This is a genomic window from Weissella kandleri (assembly GCF_001438705.1).
Taxonomy (GTDB): domain Bacteria; phylum Bacillota; class Bacilli; order Lactobacillales; family Lactobacillaceae; genus Weissella; species Weissella kandleri.
In genome coordinates, this window is record NZ_JQBP01000001.1 from 167,220 (window position 1) to 190,801 (window position 23,582).

General features: G+C 40.3%; 24 protein-coding genes and 1 riboswitch. All 24 genes read left to right on the top strand.

Annotation, left to right across the window (positions count from 1 at the left end; translation table 11 throughout):
- Positions 1-283 precede the first annotated feature (283 nt).
- The 24 genes from IV73_RS00915 (at position 284) to IV73_RS01030 (ending at position 23,399) form a co-directional block, all read left to right on the top strand.
- Positions 284-1,519, top strand: coding sequence for a peptidoglycan bridge formation glycyltransferase FemA/FemB family protein (locus tag IV73_RS00915; RefSeq protein ID WP_057753496.1), 1,236 nt, complete (start codon positions 284-286; stop codon positions 1,517-1,519).
- A gap of 255 nt (positions 1,520-1,774) precedes the next feature.
- Complete coding sequence (locus tag IV73_RS00920) at positions 1,775-2,152, top strand: JAB domain-containing protein (protein ID WP_057753498.1); 378 nt, start codon at positions 1,775-1,777, stop codon at positions 2,150-2,152.
- A gap of 126 nt (positions 2,153-2,278) precedes the next feature.
- A complete protein-coding gene (locus IV73_RS00925; protein WP_057753906.1) occupies positions 2,279-3,286 on the top strand; it encodes a rod shape-determining protein in 1,008 nt (335 codons plus the stop codon).
- Positions 3,287-3,335: 49 nt separating this feature from the next.
- Positions 3,336-4,184 carry a rod shape-determining protein MreC gene (mreC, locus tag IV73_RS00930; RefSeq protein ID WP_057753501.1) on the top strand — a complete coding sequence of 283 codons (849 nt, stop codon included), beginning with the start codon at positions 3,336-3,338 and terminating at the stop codon, positions 4,182-4,184.
- 101 nt (positions 4,185-4,285) lie between these two features.
- Complete coding sequence (locus IV73_RS00935; RefSeq protein WP_057753504.1) at positions 4,286-5,125, top strand: sulfite exporter TauE/SafE family protein; 840 nt, start codon at positions 4,286-4,288, stop codon at positions 5,123-5,125.
- A complete protein-coding gene (locus tag IV73_RS00940; protein WP_057753507.1) occupies positions 5,125-5,484 on the top strand; it encodes a DUF1634 domain-containing protein in 360 nt (119 codons plus the stop codon). The genes IV73_RS00935 and IV73_RS00940 overlap by 1 nt, the downstream gene beginning before the upstream one ends.
- A gap of 128 nt (positions 5,485-5,612) precedes the next feature.
- A riboswitch (Lysine riboswitch) is annotated at positions 5,613-5,785 on the top strand.
- A 103-nt stretch (positions 5,786-5,888) separates the two neighbouring features.
- Entirely contained in the window at positions 5,889-7,364 is a 1,476-nt protein-coding gene (locus IV73_RS00945; RefSeq protein WP_057753510.1) for an amino acid permease, read from the top strand.
- Positions 7,365-7,482: 118 nt separating this feature from the next.
- Positions 7,483-8,439: a 50S ribosomal protein L11 methyltransferase gene (prmA, locus tag IV73_RS00950; protein WP_057753513.1), complete on the top strand. Its 957-nt coding sequence runs from the start codon at positions 7,483-7,485 to the stop codon at positions 8,437-8,439.
- Position 8,440: 1 nt separating this feature from the next.
- Positions 8,441-9,193 carry an RsmE family RNA methyltransferase gene (locus tag IV73_RS00955; RefSeq protein ID WP_057753516.1) on the top strand — a complete coding sequence of 251 codons (753 nt, stop codon included), beginning with the start codon at positions 8,441-8,443 and terminating at the stop codon, positions 9,191-9,193.
- Between the two features lie 13 nt (positions 9,194-9,206).
- Positions 9,207-9,590: a hypothetical protein gene (locus IV73_RS00960; RefSeq protein WP_057753519.1), complete on the top strand. Its 384-nt coding sequence runs from the start codon at positions 9,207-9,209 to the stop codon at positions 9,588-9,590.
- 284 nt (positions 9,591-9,874) lie between these two features.
- On the top strand, positions 9,875-10,315 hold the full coding sequence (gene mraZ, locus IV73_RS00965) for a division/cell wall cluster transcriptional repressor MraZ (RefSeq protein WP_057753522.1): 441 nt from the start codon (positions 9,875-9,877) through the stop codon (positions 10,313-10,315).
- A 13-nt stretch (positions 10,316-10,328) separates the two neighbouring features.
- Positions 10,329-11,273, top strand: a complete 945-nt coding sequence (gene rsmH, locus IV73_RS00970) for a 16S rRNA (cytosine(1402)-N(4))-methyltransferase RsmH (protein WP_057753525.1) — start codon at positions 10,329-10,331, stop codon at positions 11,271-11,273.
- Positions 11,274-11,305: 32 nt separating this feature from the next.
- A complete protein-coding gene (gene ftsL / locus IV73_RS00975; RefSeq protein WP_057753528.1) occupies positions 11,306-11,671 on the top strand; it encodes a cell division protein FtsL in 366 nt (121 codons plus the stop codon).
- 19 nt (positions 11,672-11,690) lie between these two features.
- Positions 11,691-13,820 (top strand): penicillin-binding transpeptidase domain-containing protein, encoded by a 2,130-nt coding sequence (locus IV73_RS00980; protein WP_057753531.1) that lies wholly within the window; start codon positions 11,691-11,693, stop codon positions 13,818-13,820.
- A gap of 54 nt (positions 13,821-13,874) precedes the next feature.
- The gene (gene mraY, locus IV73_RS00985; RefSeq protein WP_057753535.1) at positions 13,875-14,864 is read left to right on the top strand and encodes a phospho-N-acetylmuramoyl-pentapeptide-transferase; all 990 of its coding nucleotides are present in this window, start codon (positions 13,875-13,877) and stop codon (positions 14,862-14,864) included.
- A 30-nt stretch (positions 14,865-14,894) separates the two neighbouring features.
- Positions 14,895-16,235, top strand: coding sequence for a UDP-N-acetylmuramoyl-L-alanine--D-glutamate ligase (gene murD, locus IV73_RS00990; RefSeq protein WP_057753538.1), 1,341 nt, complete (start codon positions 14,895-14,897; stop codon positions 16,233-16,235).
- 2 nt (positions 16,236-16,237) lie between these two features.
- Entirely contained in the window at positions 16,238-17,341 is a 1,104-nt protein-coding gene (gene murG, locus IV73_RS00995) for an undecaprenyldiphospho-muramoylpentapeptide beta-N-acetylglucosaminyltransferase (protein WP_057753541.1), read from the top strand.
- Positions 17,342-17,372: 31 nt separating this feature from the next.
- The gene (locus tag IV73_RS01000; protein WP_057753544.1) at positions 17,373-18,200 is read left to right on the top strand and encodes a cell division protein FtsQ/DivIB; all 828 of its coding nucleotides are present in this window, start codon (positions 17,373-17,375) and stop codon (positions 18,198-18,200) included.
- Positions 18,201-18,377: 177 nt separating this feature from the next.
- A complete protein-coding gene (ftsA, locus tag IV73_RS01005) occupies positions 18,378-19,739 on the top strand; it encodes a cell division protein FtsA (protein WP_057753547.1) in 1,362 nt (453 codons plus the stop codon).
- A gap of 31 nt (positions 19,740-19,770) precedes the next feature.
- Positions 19,771-21,012, top strand: a complete 1,242-nt coding sequence (ftsZ, locus tag IV73_RS01010) for a cell division protein FtsZ (RefSeq protein ID WP_057753549.1) — start codon at positions 19,771-19,773, stop codon at positions 21,010-21,012.
- A 22-nt stretch (positions 21,013-21,034) separates the two neighbouring features.
- Positions 21,035-21,496 carry a cell division protein SepF gene (locus tag IV73_RS01015; protein WP_236697713.1) on the top strand — a complete coding sequence of 154 codons (462 nt, stop codon included), beginning with the start codon at positions 21,035-21,037 and terminating at the stop codon, positions 21,494-21,496.
- A 16-nt stretch (positions 21,497-21,512) separates the two neighbouring features.
- The gene (locus IV73_RS01020) at positions 21,513-21,776 is read left to right on the top strand and encodes a YggT family protein (RefSeq protein ID WP_057753555.1); all 264 of its coding nucleotides are present in this window, start codon (positions 21,513-21,515) and stop codon (positions 21,774-21,776) included.
- Between the two features lie 10 nt (positions 21,777-21,786).
- Positions 21,787-22,572, top strand: coding sequence for a YlmH family RNA-binding protein (locus IV73_RS01025; protein WP_057753557.1), 786 nt, complete (start codon positions 21,787-21,789; stop codon positions 22,570-22,572).
- Positions 22,573-22,586: 14 nt separating this feature from the next.
- A complete protein-coding gene (locus tag IV73_RS01030; protein ID WP_057753562.1) occupies positions 22,587-23,399 on the top strand; it encodes a DivIVA domain-containing protein in 813 nt (270 codons plus the stop codon).
- Positions 23,400-23,582: the final 183 nt, after the last annotated feature.

The following is a 23,582-nucleotide window of genomic DNA, read 5'->3' on the forward strand; positions in this document are numbered from 1 at the left end:
AATCGAACCTGCACGAGATTAATCTCACATCGACCTGAACGATGCGCGTCTACCAATTCCGCCACAACGGCTTAAAATATAAATTAAAGTTTAGCATAAATAAAATTCATCGTCTAGATTGTTACCAAATTGAAACATTAAGAATATAATAGGATTCGGTAGTTAAACACGAATTAGTAAGTAATTTTTAAAATAGTATTTAAATTGCTTACCAATACACTTGATTTGGTATAATGGTGGCTACATATGTTACAGAAGCGATAGGAACCAAGGGGGAATAATAATGATTTTTGCAGACATAAGCGATCGGCAAGATGCATGGCAGAATTTCGTTGATGCTAGCCCACGCGGAAATTTTGCCCAATCTGTGGGACAATATAAAATCCATGAAAAAGCCCAACGTAATGTTAAAATTTTAGCAGTTTTAGATGAAAATACTAATGATATTTTGATGGGTGGGCTTATTACTTGGGCACATGTCAAAATGGGACAAGCCTTTTTGATGGATTATGGACCAGTTGCGATTAACTATAATGCCGATGTATTAAATTTCTTTGTGCAGAGTCTACTTGATTATGCCAAACAACGAAATGGGTTGTTTTTAAAAATGACGCCGGATATGTATTATCAAAATTTTGATAATCATGGAGAAGCTTTGAGTGAACCTAATGATGATTTAATAGCTTTGTATGAAAATGCTGGGCTTAAGCATCAACCCTTTCAGAACGGAATGACAACCGATGGAGTGGCCAGCTGGCAATATGTTAAAGATTTGCAAGGCTTGACAGAAGATAATGTCATGAAGTCTTACCATTCACAAGTGCAAAAAAATGTTAAGAAAGCCCGTAAATATGGTGTTACAGTCCGTTCACTTCAACGTGATGAATTACCAATGTTTCATCAAATTACAGAAGACACCAGTAATCGTCGCGGATTTCATAATAAGTCATTAACGTACTATGAACATGCTTATGATATTTATAAAGATGATGCTTATTTTATGGTTGCAGAAGTGAATTTAAGAGATTATTTGGCGAAAGTAGAACAAGAATTACAAACTGTGCAAAATAAGCGTGATAAATTAGCTCTAAAAAAAGATAATGAAAAACAGGTTCTTAATTTAGATAATCAGATTAAATCGTTACACAAAAGGGTGGCGACGGCGAGAAAGATGTTAGCCGATAGTGCCAATGATGTCGCTATATTATCAGCTGCAATGTTCATTATTACTCCGCAAGAAGTTAGTTATCTTTTCGGCGGATCATATCAAGAGTACGCCGACTTTTATGGCCCTCAATCAATTCAAGATTACATGATTCGCGAAGGAATCCGGCGTCAAATTCCACTATATAATTTCTTGGGAATTGCTGGTAAATTTGATGGATCTGATGGTGTATTTGAATTTAAAACGCGGTTTGGTGGTTATGCTCAGTTGATGCTGGGAAGCTTTGAGATGCCGGTCTTACCAACGCGTTATCGGGTCTATCGGTTCTTAAAAAAATTAATCGGACGCGGTTAGGAATAAATTAGTTATTAACAAAAAGATGGGAGAGGTTGCTGAGCCAAGACTTTGATGTTCAGTTTGAAATTACTTGATAAAAATAAGCCAGAAGTATTTGCGGTGTATCCTGAAAGTTACTGTAACTTTTTGGGTACACCGCAATTTCTGGCTTTTTAGTTAGAGGTCTCAGATGATGATCAAAAATTAATTTGTGGTATTAAGTAAGAAAAAGGTTCTTATTTAGTAAGACCACTCAATTATGGAGGATTTCAAATGACTAGGACTGAGCACCTTATTGAGGAATATCAAAAGCAACTTGGTTATTATCCCCAAGAAGAATGTTGGATTATATTTTTAAATTCACAAATGAATGTATTGGGACGACAGTTAATTGCGCGGGGCGATTTAACACATGTTACCGTCCACCCACGCGATGTTTTTCGGGGCGCAGTGGCTATTAATGCTTATTGCTTTATTATTTTGCATAACCACCCCAGCGGAAATAAGACACCTTCAATGGCGGATTTAAGAGTAGCACGTCAATTGATGGTTTGTGGTGAAATTATGCAAATTCATCTTTGCGATTTTTGGATATTAACCGCCCACGATCATTATAGTTTTCACGAACAGGGAATATTGAAAAAACAATAGGTCGAAAAAAGATACAAAATTCGAGAATGAATGCGTTTTCAGACATTGCATTTACACGAACTATTATGCTAAAATTTAAGTTATTAGTGATTATAGAAATAAATATAAGAAAAGTGGGTGAGTGCTGTGTTTTCATTTGGAACTCGAAATGTAGGAATTGATTTAGGGACTGCAAATACACTTGTCTACATCGAGGGTAAAGGTATTGTGCTACGCGAACCCACGGTGGTAGCCAGGAATAAAGAAACAAACCAGGTTGTAGCTGTAGGTGCAGTTGCTAAAGATATGTTAGGACGAACTCCTGGTTCAATCAAAGCAATTCGCCCAATGCGTGATGGGGTGATTGCAGATTATGATACAACGGTTGAAATGTTAAAGCATTATTTAGGAACTGCTTTGGCCGGCCATGGAGGAAAACCTTACGTGACGATTGGTGTGCCTTCTGGGGTAACTGCCGTGGAAAAGCGCGCAGTTATTGATGCGGCACGGGTGGCTGGCGCTAAGGATGCTTATGTAATTGAAGAGCCTTATGCCGCTGCGGTCGGAGCTGGTTTGCCGGTAATGGAGCCAACGGGATCGATGGTTGTCGATATGGGTGGGGGAACTACTGATGTTGCGACTATTTCATTAGGTGGAATTGTATCATCACGGTCAATTCGAATGGCTGGCGATCGATTAGATGAAGCAGTTTCAACTTACATTCGTCAAAAATATTCTGTATTAATTGGTGAGCAAACTGCTGAACGCCTAAAGATTGAAATTGGTTCGGCTGATATTGAGGTAGCAAAAGAGATGCCTTCAAGTAATATTCGAGGACGTGATTTGGTCACCGGATTGCCAAAGACGATCGAAGTTACCGCTGTTGATGTGGCAACGGCAATGCGTGATGTCATCGCAGATATCGTAACGGCGATTAAAGAAACTTTGGAAGAAACTTCTCCAGAAATTGCGGCTGATATTATTGACCATGGAATTGTTTTGACGGGTGGTGGTGCTTTGTTGAAACATATCGATACAACTATTTCAGAACAAACCAAGGTGCCAGTCTTTGTGGCCTCAGACCCACTTGAAGCCGTCGCAGTTGGAACTGGCGAAGCATTGAAGTCAATTGAAGTATTGAAAAACAACTATTAGAGATAAGCTAAAATTTGGTTGGACGTAAAGGCTGGTAAGGGCATTTAATATGAAAAAAGTATTTACTGCACGTCGATTGGTCGTTGGGGTGTTTATTGCAATGATTACCGTTGGGGTCCTGACGTTAAGCTCATATTCATTGCGTTCAGATAAAAGTCCTTCGTTACCTAACCGAATTGTCAATGACATTACGGGATGGATCTCAAACGTGGCCGCTATACCATTAGGTGGTGTTAGTCACGGTTTTGATAGCGTTGGTAACTTAATGAGCACGTACCAAGAAAATCAACAAATGAATTCTAAAGTGGATGAATTGGCGCAAGCGAAAGTACAATTACAGGTAACTAAAGCTGAAAATAAAGATTTAAAGGAACAATTAAAACTGGATGATACGCTAACCGATTATTCCGTTGTGAATGCTTCTGTGATTTCACGTTCACCAGTTAATTGGCAATCACAGTTGATTATTAACCAAGGCTCAAACGCTGGAATTAAGAAAAATATGCCAGTGATGGGTTCGGGTGGCTTAATTGGTCGTATTTCAAGAGTTGATACTACCAGCTCGAAGGTTGAATTGCTATCCGATAATAGTCAAACGGCCGATCGGTTTGCCATTCGAATTGTTGCCGACGATAATAAATTCGTTGATGGTTTGATTACCGGCTTTGACCAAGGTAAAAATAAAATTTTGATGGAATATGTCACTTCGGATGCAGATATTAAACCAGGTGATAAAGTTGCTACCTCAGGATTGGGCGGAGTAACGCCAGCTGGCCTTTATGTTGGTGAAGTTAGCTCCGTTGAAGCTAATGATTATGGTTTGTCAAAGAAGATTTATATTAAACCTTCAACTGATTTTAACAATATTCCAATGGTATCAGTTGCAATTCCTAAATAATTAAAAATAAAAAATAAGTTAATTAACAATAGCTTATTTTCTACAAAGGGTCGATTTTTATCGACTTTTTATTTGCATAAATTAAGGAATAGGAGATAAAAATGATAACACAAGCAGTCATTATGTTAGTAGTTGGAGTCTTTGCCGGTTTGTTAGGCTCGATATTAGGTCTAGGTGGTGGAATTATTATTACCCCCGTTTTAACGTTAATGGGGATTGATATTAAATATGCGATTGCTGCTTCAATTGTTGCGGTAATTGCGACTTCTTCGGGTTCAGCAATCGCTTTTTTGAAAGATGATGTTTTGAATTTGCGAGTTGCGATGTTCTTGGAAATCTTTACGACTTTGGGAGCGTTGATTGGAGCCATGTTAACTGGCATCGTTGACGGGACGGTATTGTATTTCTTATTTGGGGCCTTGTTGGTATTTCAGGCTTGGAATATGTGGCGTAAATTATTTCACCCAGCCGTGGATTCAGCAGCAGTTCAACCTGATCCGCTTGCTGAAAAGCTTCAGTTAGACAATTCTTATTATGATAAAAATCTAGGAAAACAAGTGATATATCATTTACAAAATATACCTGGTGGTTCAGCGGTTATGTTTGGAGCGGGAATTGCTTCAGGGTTGTTAGGAATTGGTTCTGGAGCGTTTAAGGTGATGGCGATGGATGGTGTTATGAAAATGCCTTTGAAGCCTTCAACATCAACTTCAAATTTGATGATGGGGGTAACTGCTGCGGCTTCAGCTGTTATCTATTTCTTTAGCGGGATGCTTCAGCCAGTTATTGCAGTACCGATTGCAATTGGAATTATTGGTGGATCGTCAGTGGGTGCGCGCTTGATGCAATATTTGCCAGCGAAAAGAATTCGACAAATCTTTATTCCAGTCGTTTTGTTGATGGCATTGCAATTGATTTTGAAAGGGTTAGGTTTAGATTAATGAAGGATGAAATCGAACGCTTAGATATTTTAATTGGGAAAATTTTACGCTTTGGAGTTGCAATCTCTTTGGTATTAATGGCGGTGGGGGCAGTTTTGTTAGTGTTTAAAAATCGGAATGCGGTTATGCCATACTTTAATTATCTTAGCTTGCACAGCTTGATCCAAGGAATGTTGCGGTTACAACCCAACGCCTGGTTTATGGGCGGGATGTTGACTTTGATCTTAACCCCTGTTTTACGAGTGATTAGTTCCATCTTTGTCTTTGCGCAAGTTAAAGATTGGCGGTATGTCTTAATCACGAGTATTGTCTTGGTGATCTTGTTGATTGCTATTTTATTTGGGGTAAAAGCAGCTTAATCAAATTCAGATTCCGAAAAATACAAGAGTTGGGTATAAAACCATGGATATTGTAGTAATAAATATGGATGAAATGGATTATTGTCTTGACAGTTAGTCAATATATTATTATAATTAAATTCTAATAAATAAAGAATAGAGGTCGCAGTGAACAAGATTAGCTGGTGGAGTCGATAGACGAGAAAGCCAGTGAAAGGGAACATTGCCGAAACAAGGGGATAGATATATCTTTTTGTTGGTCCAGACGCCAATAACGGTTGGATTGTCGTAATGAAACACATTGCGGAGCGCTATCGATAAAATGATTTCGACATTTTTAGTCCGCGGCCTGTGTGTTTTCAGGTCGCGTTTTTTATTTATTAATTTGATGAGACAATGTGATAATCCGCAAGGGAGGAAATCAAATGGAACAAAATGCTGATCAAGGCGGGGGAAAGCTAAAGCGAACGATGAAAACGCGGCATTTAGCCATGATTTCGTTAGGGGGAACGTTGGGGACTGGATTGTTTGTGACGTCTGGTGCGACAATCTCACAAGCAGGGCCAATGGGCGCGTTGGTGGCTTATGCTGTAATGGGGATGATGGTTTTCTTTTTGATGACCTCTTTAGGTGAAATGGCCACTAATAATCCGGTATCGGGCTCGTTTTCCGTCTATGCTAATGATTATGTTGAACCCGCTTTTGGCTTTGCAATGGGCTGGAATTATTGGTTTAACTGGGCAATTACGGTAGCCGTCGAAGCCTCAACGGTGGGGGTAGTCATGAGCTTTTGGTATCCCAATATTCCGACATGGATTTGGTCGGCATTAGTGTTGACCTTGATTACCGCGATTAATTTAATGTCGGCTAAAACGTATGGAGAAACTGAATTTTGGATGTCCATGGTGAAAGTGATTGCCGTGCTAGCCTTCCTAGCCATTGGCGTTTTGATGATTTTTGGTGCCTTTACGTATCAACCAGATGTTGTGCGTAATTTGAGTGCGGGGGGGCATCATGGTTTTGTCGGCGGAATTAATGGAATCCTAGCTGTCTTCATGGTTGCTGGCTTTTCTTTTCAAGGGACAGAATTAATTGGGATTGCAGCAGGTGAGTCAGAAAACCCAAGCGAATCAATTCCTAAATCTATTCGCCAAGTTTTTTGGCGGATTCTTCTCTTTTATATCTGTTCAATCTTTATCATTGGGGCAATTATCTACTATAAAGATCCAAATCTGTTAAACGCATCAGAAAATAATGTTGCCGTATCACCATTTACTTTGGTCTTTAAGCGCGCAGGGTTTGCGGCAGCGGCATCATTGATGAATGCGGTGATTTTGACCGCAGTCATTTCTTCGGCAAATTCAGGAGTTTATGCTTCTTCACGTATGTTATGGTCGATGGGTGAAACCGGCTTAGCACCTAAAATTTTTGGGAAAGTCAATAACCGAACGGGGGTTCCAGTTCCAGCGGTGTTAGCTACTGTTTTTGTAGGATTACTGACATTTTTGACGGCCATTTTAGGTCCACATGTTTATTACTATTTGGTGGCAGCCTCTGGTTTGTCGGGATTCATTGCTTGGATGGGAATTGCCTTGTCCCATTATCGTTTCCGGCGCGCACTGGTTAAGCAAGGTTATTCAACGCAAAATTTGAAGTATCACGCTAAATGGTTCCCAGTTGGTCCGCTATTAGCTTTGGCTTTGAGTATTGTAGTAGTGTTGGGGCAAGATTTGGCGGCTTTCCGAGGGTCAATTTCGCAATGGAATTGGGAAGGAATTATTACCACTTATATGGCAATTCCATTATTCTTCATTTTTTATTTTGGCTATAAGTGGCGGCACCATTCACATGTTCGGGCGTTAGAAGAAATTGATTTAGGCGCATTGACGCAAAAAAAGTAAATTAAAAGTTTGAGCTGCTTCGGCGGTTTTTTTGTTATCAAATGGAGTAAGATGATTGCGACGCCCTAAACGAATATGGTATTCTTAGACATAATTAATAATAAAGGTGGTTGTTTGAATGAATTGGCATACGATTGCGGTTGAAAGTCAAACCGAAGCAGTAGAAGCGGTCAGTAATATTTTAATGGAAGCTGGGGCGGAAGGTATTCAGATTGAAGATGCAGCCGATGTCGAAAATTTCCAACCTAATGATGCAACGGTGATGATTGATTGGTCAACGGTGGACCATCGAGCGTCCGGAGCGAAAATTATCGGTTATTTTGAACAAAGCGTTCCTGTTCATGAATTGGCGTTGGATATTCAAAGCCGGGTGCAAAATTTAACGACATTTGGTTTAGATCCGCACCCCGGTACGGTGACGGTGCAATTGGTTAAAGATGAAGACTGGGCGACTGAATGGCAAAAATATTATCGTCCAGTGCGGGTAACGCGCCAATTGTCGGTTGTTCCTAAATGGGAACAGTATCAACCGGAAAATCCTTTAGAGCAGCAGATTATTCTAGATCCTGGTCTGGCTTTTGGAACTGGGACGCACCCCACAACACAATTAATGTTGCAAGCATTAGAGATTGTTGTGCGGGGAGATGAAAGGTTACTAGACGTAGGGACGGGTTCAGGCGTTTTGAGTATTGCCGCTAAATTAATGGGGGTTAAAGACGTAGTGGCTACTGATATTGACGAAGTCGCCGTTAAGTCTGCCCAAACGAATTTAGATTTGAATCCTGTTGCACAAGATGTGCAGGTCTTTGCGAGCGATTTATTACAGGATGTTCCCGCCCAGCAATTTGAGATTGTAGTCGCCAACATGTTGACGGAAGTCTTGTTACCACTTATCCCTGATGTTGAAAATTACTTAAACCCAGCTGGTTATTTCTTGTTATCAGGAATTTACTATGACAAAATTAACGCGATTATAGAAGCATTGCATCAAGCCAATTATCAGGTTGAAGAAACCCTGCATCGAGGAGATTGGTACGGGATTATTTGTCGGCTAAAACCAGAAGCGGAGCGTTAATATGCAACGGTATTTTTTAAATCAAACGGCCCAAAGTGAACCATTTCCATTAGACGAAAAAAATCGCCATCATTTAATGACGGTGTTAAGAGGGCAGGTAGGTACTAAATTAGAATTGGTTGATAATCAACAACATTTATATTTAGCTGAAGTTGTTGAAGTGACACCAACCAATACGATGGTTAAAATAAAAAAGTCTTTATCTTCAGATGCTACTCAATTAGAGTTGCCGATAGCGGTGACTCTAATTTTAGGCTTAGCCAAGGGTGATAAACCTGAATTAGTGGTCCAAAAAGCGACGGAATTAGGCGTGCAAAGGTTAATCTTTACGGAAACGCAATGGTCAGTCGTCCATTGGGGAAGTAAAGTAGAGCGTAAATTGGTACGGTTGCATAAAATTGCCGAAGGAGCGGCTGAACAAAGCCATCGGTTAGTTGTACCAACGGTAGAATATTATGCTAATTTAAAACAAGTGCCAGTTGATGACCAAGCTGTGCGGATGGTTGCTTGGGAAGAGTCAGCTAAGCAAGGCGAAAAGCGACAATTTGTACAAATGATTGAAGCATCGATTTCTTCAGGCCAGTTAACGGCGGTGATTGGACCTGAAGGCGGATTATCGGGCGAAGAGTTAGCGTGGTTGCAGGAAAATGGCTTTACAGCCGCGGGCTTAGGACCACGTATTTTACGGGCTGAAACGGCGCCGTTATATTTATTGAGCGCGGTGAGTTATGCGACAGAATTATTAATGAATTAAAAAGGAGATCATGATGCGTGAATTAAGAAAAGTTCTTAATTGGAAGTTTTGGGGCATGATGTTAATCTTTGGCCTTTTAATCCCTTGGGTGTTTAAGCAAGGTGGCTCATCAGTTCAACCATATAGTGTGATTATTTCACTTTTTATACTAAACAGTATTTTTAGTGTCTATGCTGGAAGCTTTTTGCGGAAAAACGGGTCATTTTGGTATCTATTAATTGTTTGGCCTTTAATTTTTCTAGTTTCAGTTTGGTTAGGTTACGTTCCGGCAATTTATGGGTATGCCTTTGCAGTTTTATATTTTGTTTTGAGTATTTTTTCCTATACAGCAGGACAAGAGGATGATGTTGATATTGAAAAACAAATTCCGATTGATGGTGGAATTAAAGATGTTTAAACTGATTTTTAGTTAGTAACATGTAAAAGCCGGACAGTAATAAACAAACACTTTTATACTAAAATAATTAATTTTTAAAGAAAAATGCAATTCTTAAACTTTTTTTAACTTTTGCGGAATAAAAAAGTAAGCGCGTCATTACGCGCTTTTTTTGTGCCTAAAAATGGGAGCGTGGGAGAAAATGGTGGGGGTTAGTGGTATTAGGTGGTAGAAAGTGGTAAATTATACATAATAAATTGTTCATATACTACGCTGATCAAGGTTTACGAAAGGAGGAATCTTTTATGTTCATGGGATCGTATCAACATACCTTAGATACTAAGAACCGCTTAATTATTCCTGCTAAATTTCGAAACCAATTAGGTGACGGTTTTGTCATAACGAAAGGGAATGAAAATTCGTTACATGCCTATACGGAAGCTGGTTGGGAACAATTTGAAGCTAAGTTAAACCAGTTGCCCTCAAATAATCCTAAAGTACGCCAATATAAACGGGCGATTTTGGCAGGGGCCACGGAAGCTGAGTTTGATAAGCAAGGACGGGTTGTCATCCCAGTAGTGCTCAAAGAGCATGCGGGTTTGGATAAAGACGTCGTGATTATTGGATACGGTGAACAAGAATTTGAAATATGGGATGCGGCTAAGTTTGCGGCATACAATACTGAAGTAACGGAAAACTTTGATGAAATTTCAGCTGATTTGGCTGATTTAGGTTTTGAAGTTTAAAGGTGGAGAAATAATGACAGAATTTAAACATGTCACCGTATTATTACAAGAAGCAATTGATAGTTTAGCAGTACAGCCAGCCGGCACTTATGTTGACGCAACTTTAGGTGGCGGTGGTCATTCTAAACTATTGGCTAGTCGCTTAGAGAGTGGTAAATTATGGTCTTTTGACCAAGATCAAACATCTATTACTTATAATCAAGAGCATCTAAAAGGAGAAATTGCGGCAGATAAAATTGAATTAATTCCAGATAACTTTCGGCATTTGACTAAGGCTTTAGCCGAACGGAACGTGACAGGTATTGATGGAGTTGTTTATGATCTGGGAGTTTCTTCTCCACAATTTGATGATGGTCAACGCGGTTTTTCTTATAATTATGATGCAATTTTGGATATGCGAATGAATCAAAGTCAAACTTTGACCGCTAAGACAGTGGTGAACGAATGGTCATTTAATGATTTAGTGCGTATTTTGTCACGTTATGGAGAAGAAAAGTTTGCTAAGTCAATCGCCCGTGCGATTGAGCGACAGCGTGAAGAAGCACCGATTGAAACCACGTTTGAATTGGTTGATATTATTAAGTCGGCAATTCCGATGAAAGCTCGGCGGACGGGTGGACACCCAGCTAAGAAATCATTCCAGGCCATCCGGATTGCGGTGAATGACGAATTAGGAGCGGTGGAAGAGTCGCTTCAACAAGCTTTAGATTTATTGAATGTTGATGGGCGCATCGCGGTCATAACTTTTCATAGTTTAGAAGACCGGTTAGTCAAGACGATGTTTAAAGAGAAGACGAGTTTGCCTGAGATGCCATCTGGCTTACCGGTGATTCCTGAAGAAATGTTACCTGATTTTAAATTAGTGACGCGTAAGCCAATTTATGCAAGTGATGAAGAATTAGCAGCTAATCATCGGGCGCATTCAGCTAAATTAAGAGTGATTGAACGTATTAAATAAAAGCTTGAATTAAAGAGAAAGGAACTAGATGAATGTTACAAAATGCACAGCGGCAGGCACGCCCGGTTCAAAGTAATCCGACACAACCTAAAGAGCGACCTCTACCGCGACAAACTGTTCATTTGTCTCCAGTTTCTTGGCGCCGTGAAGTAGGACACATGATTGTGGCAATTATCGTGATGATGGCTTTTGGGGTAGGTAGTGTGTGGCTATCTAATCGAGCAACGATGTACAATGAAATTTCACAACAAAAAGCGACAGAATTAGATCATCTACGCAATAAAAATAACGATGCTAAAGAACAAATTAGTAATTTAACTAGTCAAGGTCGTTTAAATGAAATTGCGGAAAAGTCGGGGATGAAGCTAAATAATCAAAATATTAAGAATGTCAAATAAATTAAGGGAAACCAAACGGATGTTAAATAAAAGGAACTTAAAACGGTCTCACGGCGCAATTATTATTATTTTGTGTGTTTTGACGGTTATTGTTCTGTATATTAGCTACCGTTTTTTTAGTATTTCGGTAACTAAAACGGTCGATCAAGTCAATCTTGAAAAGCGGGCACAGAATTTATACCAAAACCAAGGCCAGGCTTCCGTAAAACGAGGCCAAATTTATGACTCAGTAGGAAACATTTTAGCGGAAAACGCGTCCGTGTATACTGTGATTGCAGTTTTGCAAAAAGATCAACCTTCATATGTTAAAGCCGATCAAATTCAAGAGGTAAGCGAAAAATTGGCGCAAGCTTTGGGTGGCGAAGCAAAAAATTATCAAAAAGTAATTCGTAACGGACAAAAGCAGAATTATTTCCAGGTGCAATTTGGGGCTAAGGGCGCTAATATTAGCCAAGATAAATATAAAAAGATGAAGGCGGCTAAGATTCCTGGGATTATTTATGAAGCTCATCCGTCCCGACTTTATCCAAATGGCCAATTTGCTTCAGATTTGATTGGAACTGTCAGTGCGCAGGGATCTGATAATATCAAAGGAATTTCTGGAATTGAAGGTTCTTGGGATAAGCAATTGCAAGAACGAGCTGGTCTCAGTGCGTTAAGTATTCGTAATAATTCAATGAATACCAATGAAAAGGCGGTGGAAGCTAAAAACGGTAGCGATATTTATACAACATTAAATATTAAGCTTCAATCAACTTTGGAAGATAAGATGAATGTATTGCAAAGTGATTTAAACCCGAAGCAATCCTTTGCAGCTATCGTGGACACCACGAATGGTAATATTGTAGCGGAGACTCAACGACCCACTTATAATGCAACAACTAATGAAGGATTCGGGAATTTTTGGTCGAATATTTTAACGCAGGAACCGTATGAACCTGGATCTGTTATGAAGGGTATCACCTTAGCTTCCGCGATTGACACGAATAACTGGGATGGTAATGCTACTTATAATTCAGGACAGATTCAAATCGGTGATAAGTTAGTTAAGGATTGGAATAATGGAAAAGGTTGGGGGCGGATTTCGTTTTCAGATGGAATCGCTGAGTCTTCCAATGTGGCTATGGTTTTGACGGAACAAAAGATGGGGGCTAAAACTTGGGGTAAGTATATTGACCGGTTTAAATTCTTACGACCTACTGATGTCGGATTCAAGTCAGAAGCCGCGGGATCGATGAATTTCCGTTATCCGATTGAACAAGCAAGTACGGCCTTTGGACAAGGGATTCAGGTTACACCAATTCAAATGCTACAAGCCTATTCGGCGATTGCTGGGAACGGGGATGAATTGAAGCCTCATGTGATTTCTAAGATCGTGGATCCGAATACGAAAAAGGTCATCTATAATGCTAAACGGGAAAAAGTCGGTAAGCCTATTAAAGCTTCAACGGCGTCGGCCACTCGACGAGAGTTAGAGAATGTGATTTATAATCCTAAGGGACTTGGATCAATGTATGCGATTCCGGATGTGCGGACGACTGGAAAGTCTGGAACAGCTCAAATTGCAACTTCGAGTGGATATTCACAACCTGGTGATAATCGGAACGAAATTCATTCGTGGATGGGAATGGCACCTTCCGACAAGCCCCGGTATATGATGTACATTTTGGTGAAAGAACCTCAGACACATACTGATAATTTAGCTAAAGATATGTCAGGTGTCTTCATCCCAACGATGCAACAAGCTTTGCAATTAAATAGTGGTGACGAAAAAGTAGTGGTCAGTGATCGGCAACAAATTAAAATACCGACTGTAACAAATGAGGCTGTAAATAAGGCTAAGGTTGAAATTGAAGCGAACCATCTTCAAGTCGAAACGATTGGTGATGGCAAGCTAGTTAAGCGGCAATACCCGGAAGGGGGCCAAAGTAATTTGGCCAACGAACGCGTCTTTTTACAAACTGGTGGTAATATTAAAGTTCCAGATATGCATGGCTGGTCGAAGCGTGATGTTTTAGCTTGGAGTAAAATGGTTGATATTAAAATTCATGCCAGTGGTGAAGGTTATTTGACGGAACAATCAGTCTTACCGGACACGGCATTATCTGATGGAATTCATGAAATTACGGTTAAATATGAAATTCCATAATCTGAGTGATAATTTTGATTAATGAAAAGATTGAGGAGATAAGGGAGAAAAAGAATGTTTGATAAATGGATGCCTGAGTTACTTATGGCGTTTGTGACTTCATTAGTGGTCACAGGCCTCTTACGAAAGTGGTTTTTGAAGATTAAGGTACAGCAATTAGTGATGCGCAGTAATGGTAAGGGACCAGACCATCAAGCTAAAGCTGGGACGCCTACGATGGGAGGCGCCGGCTTTATTGCGGTTGTGACTGTCGCCTTTTTGGTGAGACAATTCTTTTTTGGTGGCATGAACCCAACGAGTTGGGCCATCATTGTCGCAATTTTACTATATGCGTTTGTCGGTGGATTTGACGATAGTGTGAAAATTTTTGAACATCGTGATGAAGGTTTCCGCTTTTGGCCTAAATTGATAGTCCAAATTATTGCGGCCTTAATTGCTTTTTCATTGTTATTCATGGGTGATTTTGAATACATTTTGCATTTTGGCTTCTTTAATTTAGAAAACATCTTTGTCTTTGGTACCTTTACGGTTATCTGGCTAGTCGGTTGGTCAAACGCCGTGAACCTTTCCGATGGTCTAGACGGTTTGGCGACTGGGTTGACGGTCATCGCCTACAGTGCGTATTTGATCATTGCATTGCAATATGGTAATTATGATGTGGCGGCTTTAGATGCTTTAGTGGTTGGAGCGTTGTTAGGCTTCTTCTTTTGGAACCAAAATCCCGCTAAAATCTTTATGGGTGACACGGGCTCATTAGCTTTAGGGGCCGGATTAGCTATGAATTCGCTCACGCTTGGGATTGAGTGGTCATTGGTTGTGATTGGATTAGTTTTTGCTTTAGAAGCATTATCAGTTATGATTCAAGTTGGTAGCTATCATTGGCGTGGTAAGCGGATCTTTTTGATGACTCCGATTCATCATGCTTTTGAAAAAGGTGGTTGGCGTATGAATCCCAAATATCCTTGGAATGAGTGGCAAATCGATGGACTCTTTTGGATGGTCGGGTTGCTAGCAGTATTACTTTATTTATTCATTTGGTTATAAACGCTTAATTCAGTTGGGGGAGACGGTTTGATGACAAAGCGAGTATTAGTTATTGGTTTTGCACGTTCGGGCGCAGCAGCGGCGCAAATGATGTTACGGCAAGAGGCTCAAGTAACAGTTTCTGATAATAATTTGGATTGGACGAATCCATTAGTGAAGCAGTTAGAAGCAAAAGGGGTGCAGTTTACGACTGAACAAGATGCTACGTTGTTGGATCAAGTTGATTTAGTAATTAAAAATCCAGGGATACCGCATTCAATCCCAATCTTACAAGCAGCTGAAAAATTGAATATTCCTATTGAAGTTGAGGTGGCTGAGGCGCAAAAATATATTCAAGGCAATTGGGTTGCAGTCACGGGTTCTAATGGTAAAACAACTACGACGGAAATGATTGCGGCATTATTGCGGACTAAACCAGATGATGATACTAAGGTAGTTGTAGCGGGTAATATTGGAGTGCCAGTGAGTGAAGTGGTACAGGATTTAACTGCACATGATACTTTAATTACAGAGTTATCAAGTTTTCAATTATTTGATATGCCTATTGTCAATCCGCATTTTGCGGTATTAACCAATATTTTTTCATCACATTTGAATTGGCATCGTGATCGAGCAGAATATGTTGAAACTAAAATGAAAATTACGCGCCAACAGACGGCTGATGATTATTTTATTGTTAACTGGGACAATGATGAATGGATGGAGCTTGCACAAACGACGCAAGCTCAAGTGGTACCTTATTCCCGGTTAAATCGGATTCAAACGGGGGCTTACATGCAAGATGGGTGGCTTTATTTCCGGCAAGAAGCCATTATGCCGGCTGCAAAGCTTGCGGTTCCTGGTGAACATAATATTGAAAATGCTTTGGCAGCGATTGCTGTGGCCCGGTTAAATGAGGTGCCAGCGACATTGATTGCTCAAAAGCTCAGCCACTTTACTGGTGTTGAACATCGACTTCAGTATGTGACCGAGTTAGCTGGACGCAAAGTTTATAATGATTCTAAAGCGACTGATATTGAAGCAACGCAAAAAGCGCTGTCTGGCTTTGAGCAGAATGTGGTCTTATTAGCAGGCGGACTAGATCGTGGGGATGACTTATCTCGGCTATTGCCTGATTTTAAAGCGCACGTGAAGGCTTTAGTTACTTTTGGTCAAACGGGGCCCAAGTTGGCCAAAGTGGCTCAAGATTTAGGTATTCCTCATCAAACTACCCAAGATGTAGTGACAGCTGTTCCGGTCGCTTTAGCACTGAGTCAGCAAGATGATGTGATTTTATTATCACCGGCGGCTGCTTCGTGGGACCAATATCATACTTTTGAAGAGCGTGGTGATCGCTTTATGGCAGCGATTAGGGCACAAAAAGGAGAGTAAAAATGAAAGTGGTTTTTTCAGGTGGAGGGACAGGTGGTCACATTTACCCCGCCTTGGCGACAATTGAGGCTTGGCAACAACAAGATTCTACATTAGAAGTTTTGTATATTGGTGGTGAGCGTGGTTTAGAAAAAGAAATCGTTCCTGGAGCCGGAGTTGCGTTTAAAGCTGTTAAAATTCAAGGCTTTGTTCGCAAATTGTCATTGGAAAATTTCAAAACCGTGTATTTGTTTTTACAAGCGGTGCAAAAAGCTAAGCAGATGTTGCGTGATTTCCAACCGGATGTCGTTGTGGGGACAGGTGGTTATGTTTCTGGTCCAGTGCTTTATGCGGCCCAATTGCTTAAAATTCCCACGGTTATTCATGAACAAAATTCGGTAGTGGGAATTACCAATAAATTTTTAAGCCGGCACGTAACTAAGGTGGGCGTAGCATTCCCAGCTGCATTATCAGCCTTTAAAAACGCCACCGTTGTGGGGAATCCTCGTGCGCAACAAGTAGTTTCAGCTAATGGGCAGAATAACTTTACTTTAGAAGCGTTGGAGCTTGCAACTGACATACCAACTGCTTTGATTTTTGGAGGTTCGCAAGGTGCCCCTAAAATTAATCAAGCGGTCGTAGCGGCGTTACCACGGTTAAATCAGGCGCAATATCAGGTTGTTTTTGCGACTGGTAAAAATCGCTATGCCGCATTACAAGATGAATTAACGCATCAACAAATCACCGTCGGATCTCAGGTTAAAATTGTGCCATATATTGCCAATATGCAAGAATTAATGCCATTAGTTGATGTCGTAGTTGGACGAGCCGGAGCAACTAGCTTGGCGGAGCAAACTGCTTTGGGTAAGCCGATGATTTTAATTCCTAGTCCGTACGTGACGAATGATCACCAAACTAAAAATGCCCAAAGTATGGTGGATGCTGGAGCAGCAATACTTTTGCGGGAAGCGGAGCTAAATGGCAATCATTTGGCTGATGCTTTAGATGAAATTATGTTAGCCCCCACTAAGCAGCAGGCAATGGCTCAAAGTTCAGCAACATTGGGAATTCCAGATGCCGCTAATCAATTTATCTCTTTAATTCAAACTGCCTTAGTAACGAAGTAGCGGTTAAATTATTTACTGAAAGGAGTTTATGATGCCTCAATTATCAAAATTCGCCAGCATTCAAAAATGGATGCAACAGCATTTAGGACGACATTTGAACTCTTTTCAAACTCTTACGTCCGATGCTGATGAGGTTGATACACCGGCGCCTAAGCATAGACGCCGTATTCAATTAACCAACGTTGAACGTAATAGTGTACATATGCTAGTCATATTTATTTTATTAAGTGGCATATTAGCTTTGTTGATCTCACCGTTAGCAACGGTAAAAAAAATGACGGTCGTGGGGAATCGTGATTTAACCAAAAAAGATATATTAAGAGCAGCAAATGTTAAAAATGAGCATATGTTTGCTTGGCAATTATTTAGAGAACAACAATATTTTATGCAAGAAGCGCAAAAAGATCCGGCGATTCAAAGCTTACGTATTAAGTTTTTAACCCCAACGATTGCTCAAATTAAAATTGAAGAAAATGTCAAGGTGGGAATCACTAAGCAAAAGCAACAAGAGAAATATCTATTAGCTGATGGGCAGATGATGCCGGTGGACGAGGGTGCCAAGACGATTCGCAACTTACCAACTTATAATGGCTTTAAGCATCAGGCTGATTTGTTGTTGGTTGCTAAACAGTTTGGACATTTATCACAAGCATTGCGTAGTAGTGTTTCGGAGGTGATTTGGTCACCAGTTGTTGAAAATAATCAGCGGGTGATTCTCATTATGAATGATGGGAATAAAGTGTTAGTTAATGCTAATCAGATTGATAAAAAGTTAAAGTATTATCCAGGGATGGTTGTGCAAACCCATCAAAATGGAACATTTGATTTCCAAGTTGGTTCATTTTTTAAGCCATATTAATGAATTTATTTGAAATACACTTTTAGGTAACAAGTGTGACGAAATGACGAAAAATGCAAGAATGTCAGTTCGTTTATGTAATTTAAATGGTAATTTACCTTGCTTTTATGGTATTATTTTAAGTATAAAATTAATCTTATTTATTATAGGATAATTGAACATTAAGGAGGAGCTGAAATGGCTAATCACGGTATGGTTGTTGGATTAGATATCGGAACTAGTACTATTAAAATCTTAGTTGCCGATGTTCGAAACCAGCAAGTCAATGTGATTGCTGTGGGACGTTCTGTTTCGCATGGTGTCAAGCGGGGAATAGTAGTTGATATTGATGCAGTGGCTCAGGATATTCGCACGGCATTGACCCAAGTCGAAGAACAGACGAATCAAAAATTTCATGAAGTGATTGCTAGCGTTCCGGCTACTGCGATTAAAATGCGTCGCTTGCACGGAAGTATTGCTGTAAAAGATTCACAACATATTTCATATCATGATGTTAATACAGTAGTCCGGGCTGCAACGAAGATACCTTTGGAACATGATCAAGCAATTTTGGATATTACCGATTCTGAATTTAGTGTTGATGATTTACAAGGTGTCTTAGATCCTAATGATATGGTTGGAAATCACCTTGGCTTTGATGCTACTGCTTATATTGGTCCACGTTTGTTAATTTCGAATTTACAAGCGGCGATTGAACGCGCAGGTTTGCACTTGCACGATATGATTTTGGCACCTTTGGCTATGAGTCAAACGATTGTGTCAGATGGCGAGCAAGAATTTGGGGCGATTTTGTTAGACTTAGGTGCCGGACAAACAACTGCAACGATTGTACATCAACATCAAATTCGGCAAATCACAACCTATTCTGCGGGTGGGACAAATATTTCAAAAGATATTAGTACTGTCTTAGGCATTAGTGAAAAAGATGCTGAAACGTTGAAGCTAGATTCAGGGGTGGTGGCTCCTCAATTTGCCAATGCAAAAAACATGTTGAAGATCCAACCCGTTGGAAAGAACGAACAACGAATTTCAGAAGAAGAATTAAGTGAAATCATTGGTGCTCGTGTACAACAAATTGTGAATAAAATTGGTGAGCGCTTAGATGCTGTTGGGGCATTTAGCTTACCAGGAGGCATGATTGTGACCGGGGGCGCAGCATCATTACGTAATATGCAAGACGTCTTACAGATGGCTTACGGAATTAATGTTAAACTATTTATGCCCCGTGAAATTGGATTACAAAATCCAGCTTATGTCGGAGCTTGGTCATTGGTTCACTATGCCGCGCAACAAAGTAATGTGGCCTTATTAATTAAGCAATCGTTATATGGACTGCCTTTGGCGATTGATCAACAACCAATCGATCAACAATTCGTTGAAGATTCGTCAAACAATGCTAGGCCAGTTAAACCACAAACAACGCCCTCAAGTCCAGACATAGATTATGACTATGATCAACCAGTTAACACTGGTCCAAAGTCTCAGAAGAGTTGGTGGCAACGGATTCGCAACTGGTTTAGCGATGAACTATTTAACTAAATTAATGAAAGTATAGAAGAGGTTTAACCCCATGGAAATGCAAATGGAAAATCAACCAATTGGTGCAGCAATTAAGGTGATTGGTGTTGGTGGTGGTGGTGGTAACGCAATCGCCCAGATGGTCGAGAGTGGTGTCAGTGGTGTTCAATTTATTGTTGCCAATACTGACGCACAGGCCTTAGCTAGTTCACCAGCCGAAGTGAAGATTCAAATCGGAGCCAAGGCCACGAAGGGGCTCGGTGCTGGTGCTTTACCTGAAGTTGGGGCTGAGGCAGCCACCGAGTCAGAAACTGAAATTTCAGAAGCTCTCGAAGGTGCCGACATGGTCTTTGTGACAGCCGGAATGGGTGGTGGAACCGGAACGGGTGCCGCGCCAATTATTGCACGGATTGCCAAAGAAGCAGGTGCCTTAACGGTGGGAGTGGTAACACGTCCATTTAGTTTTGAAGGGCCTAAGCGCGGGACGGCAGCTGCTGAAGGGTTAGCTAATCTAAAAAAGAACGTTGATTCTTTGATTGTAGTATCAAATAACAACTTATTACAAGTTCTTGATCGGAATACCACGATGGTTGATGCTTTTAAAATGGCTGATTCAGTTCTGGTTAATGGTGTGAGTGGAATTTCACAACTAATTACTAATCCTGGTTTGATTAACGTCGACTTTGCAGACGTTAAAACGGTCATGGCTAATAAAGGAACTGCGGTGATGGGAATTGCTTCAGCGAGTGGCGAAGGGGCTGCTACTGAAGCCACAAAGGCGGCGATTAAGTCACCTTTGTTAGAATCAAAAATTGACGGCGCTACCGATGTCTTACTTTCAGTTAAGGGAAGTTACAGTATGCCGTTGTTTGCCGCCCAAGAAGCTGCCGACGCGATTAAGGAAGCCGCTGGTGATGATGTCAATGTTATCTTTGGAACCACCTTGGATGAGTCATTGGGTGAAGATATTGTGGTAACCGTTGTGGCAACTGGAATTGATCGCCCAGCAACTGTTAAGTCTGAATTAAATTTGAAAGCTAATGGGGCAAAGAGTGAGATGACTGCCCATGTTCAAGCACAAGTTAAAACGAATGATCCATTCGCTGGTTGGAACGCTTTTGATCAGAATCAAAGTACACCAGAAGAACGGGAGATTCAAAACGGACAAACCACTGAATCAGTTTCAGATGAAACAGAGGCATTTGATAATTTCTCAAATGATAATGTGCGAGTGGATGAAGACGAAGTTGAACGGCCACCATTCTTTTCATGGAAAAACCGTAGCAACAACTAACGGAGAATAGGAAATGGGATTCATGGATACATTTAAAAAATTTTTCAATTCAGATGAAGAAGATTATGAGTATAGTGCATCATCGCAAGGTTACTATAATGGCTCGGATGTAGATGATCAACAAGGAACTGATCGGGAGCCAATTCCTGATTCACGCCCAAAGGCTAATAATCAGCGCGCAAATGTTTTGGCCATGGATGGTCGTAATAGTGATGACGTGGCTAAGATTATTGTTTTTGAACCACGAATCTATTCGGACGTTAAAGAAATTGTCAACGAAATTTTAGATGGAAACGCGGCCTTAGTAAACTTCAGCTCAATTGATAATGCGCAATCAATGCGAATTGTGGATTATCTAGCGGGTGCGGCACAATCCGTAGATGGAAGTGTTCAGCGAATTGGTGAGTCAATTTTCTTGGCCACGCCACATAATTTTGAAATCTCTGGGACAATTTCACAAAATTTGGGCAACTCGTTTGATTAACCAGAGGGGTAAATAAATGTTGTTTATTTTTGCAATTTTAAGGATGCTCATTGAAGTGTTAGAATTAATCATCGTTATCGTCGCTTTTATGTCATGGATCCCAGGTTCTGCCGAAAATAAATTTGGTCAGACTTTAATTCAGTTGGCTGACATTGTCGTCGGACCAATTCGCAAACTCTTGCCTAAAACGAACTTTTTAGACTTTTCACCGATTTTTGCTATTTTACTTTTGCAAGCGGCAGCAACTGGTTTAGGAGTTTTGGCGCGCGCGGTGAATTAGGGGGTGGATCATGGAAAGTGATACCATTAAACAGCATTTTCGACCAGAAGAAGCTCAATTTGTTGATCAAGCTCAAGGACTAGTGAATCAAGTAGTTAACGAGTATCGGCCGGTTTTATCAAACTTTTTAAATCCGCGCCAGCGTTATATTTTACAAACTTTGGTCAACCGTCAAGCTGATATTAAAGTAACTTTTCATGGGGGCTTTGATCAAGCTGAAAATCAACGGGCTTTAATTTATCCTGATTATTATGCGGTACAATTGGATGATTTCCAAGTGACGTTATTGGAAATTAAGTATGCCGAGCAGTTCGAAACTTTACGGCATAGTAGTATTTTAGGCGCATTAATTCATGCCGGGCTAAAACGTGAATCATTTGGGGATTTAATCCATGCTGATCAACGTTGGCAACTTGCAATTAGTAAGCCGTTGGTTGCATTTTTGCAATTAGAGCTGACACGAATTGGGCATGTGAAAATTCAATTTGAAGTTATTCCACTCGCAAAGCAGTTGCCCAATAGTTTAGATGGTGAGCTAAAAGATTTACTTATATCGGCATTAAGATTGGATATTCTGGTTGCAAATGGTTATAATATACCTAGGTCACAGGCAAAGGAACTCATTGAACGAGGACAGGTGCGTGTGAACTGGGTCACTAGGGAACAGCCTGATTTACAGGTGGGAATTAATGACTTAATATCAGTTCGGCGTCATGGTCGATTGATCATCGATGCGGTGAACGGACAAACAAAAAAAGATAAATGGCGATTAAGCTTGAGAATTATCAGAAAATAGGAAGAGGTATGCACATGGCATTGACACCACAAGAAATTCATTCAAAAGATTTTACCAGTCGTGGACGTGGCTTTGATAAAGTCGAAGTCAATGACTTTTTGGATCAAATTGTCATTGACTTTGAAAATTTGATTAATGAAAATCAAACGCTAAAGACCAAAGTAGCTGATGCGGAAGCCAACGCCCAACAAGTTGAAGAAATGAAGCAATCAGTTAATTCTTCAATTTTAATTGCGCAAGAAGCAGCGGAACGTTTGAAGAAGCAAACTGAATCAGAAGTGGAGGCTACGCGTACTCAAGCAGAAGAACAAGCTCAAAAGATTGTTTTGGATGCGACGACGAAAGCTAACAGTGTTTTGACGGATGCTAACCAAGATGCTGCACGAGTTAAGCAGGAATCTGATCAAGAGATTCAAAAATTGACTGCTGAAAAGGAAGCTTTGACGCAAGAAATGGCCGCATTTAAAGAACATTTGGTTGGCGTTTTGCAAAACCAAATTGATTTAGTCAATGGTGACCCTGATTGGCAAAAAATTGGACAGGGCGAAATTCCTACGTCAAATACGACCGTTGAAGCTGAGTCAGAAATGGCTAATGATGTACAACCATCTTCAATGGTTGCATCTGAAGCAAGTACTGTGGACGACTCTGAAGCTGAAGTGGGGTCTGAAGAAAATGACGCATTTGACTTTGAAGCAGCGGTGCAAGCTAAATTAGCAGAATTTTCAAATCAAGAGACACCAGCCGATAATGGCAAGGATGTTGATACCGTAGTGGTTCTTCCTGAAGATGAATCTAACCGTGATCAAATCTTAAATAAAGAATAGGTTTACTTAACAAAATGCGTTTAAAAAACACTTTACAGCGACTCGGGGTTGGTGGAAGCCGAGAGGTTAAGTTTAAACGTTTATCACTAAGTAATTAAATTTAATTTTTCTAAGAGGCCATGATGAATGGTGAACTCGGGTGGTACCACGTTTCTTAAACGTCCCGCATTGAATTTAAAATTC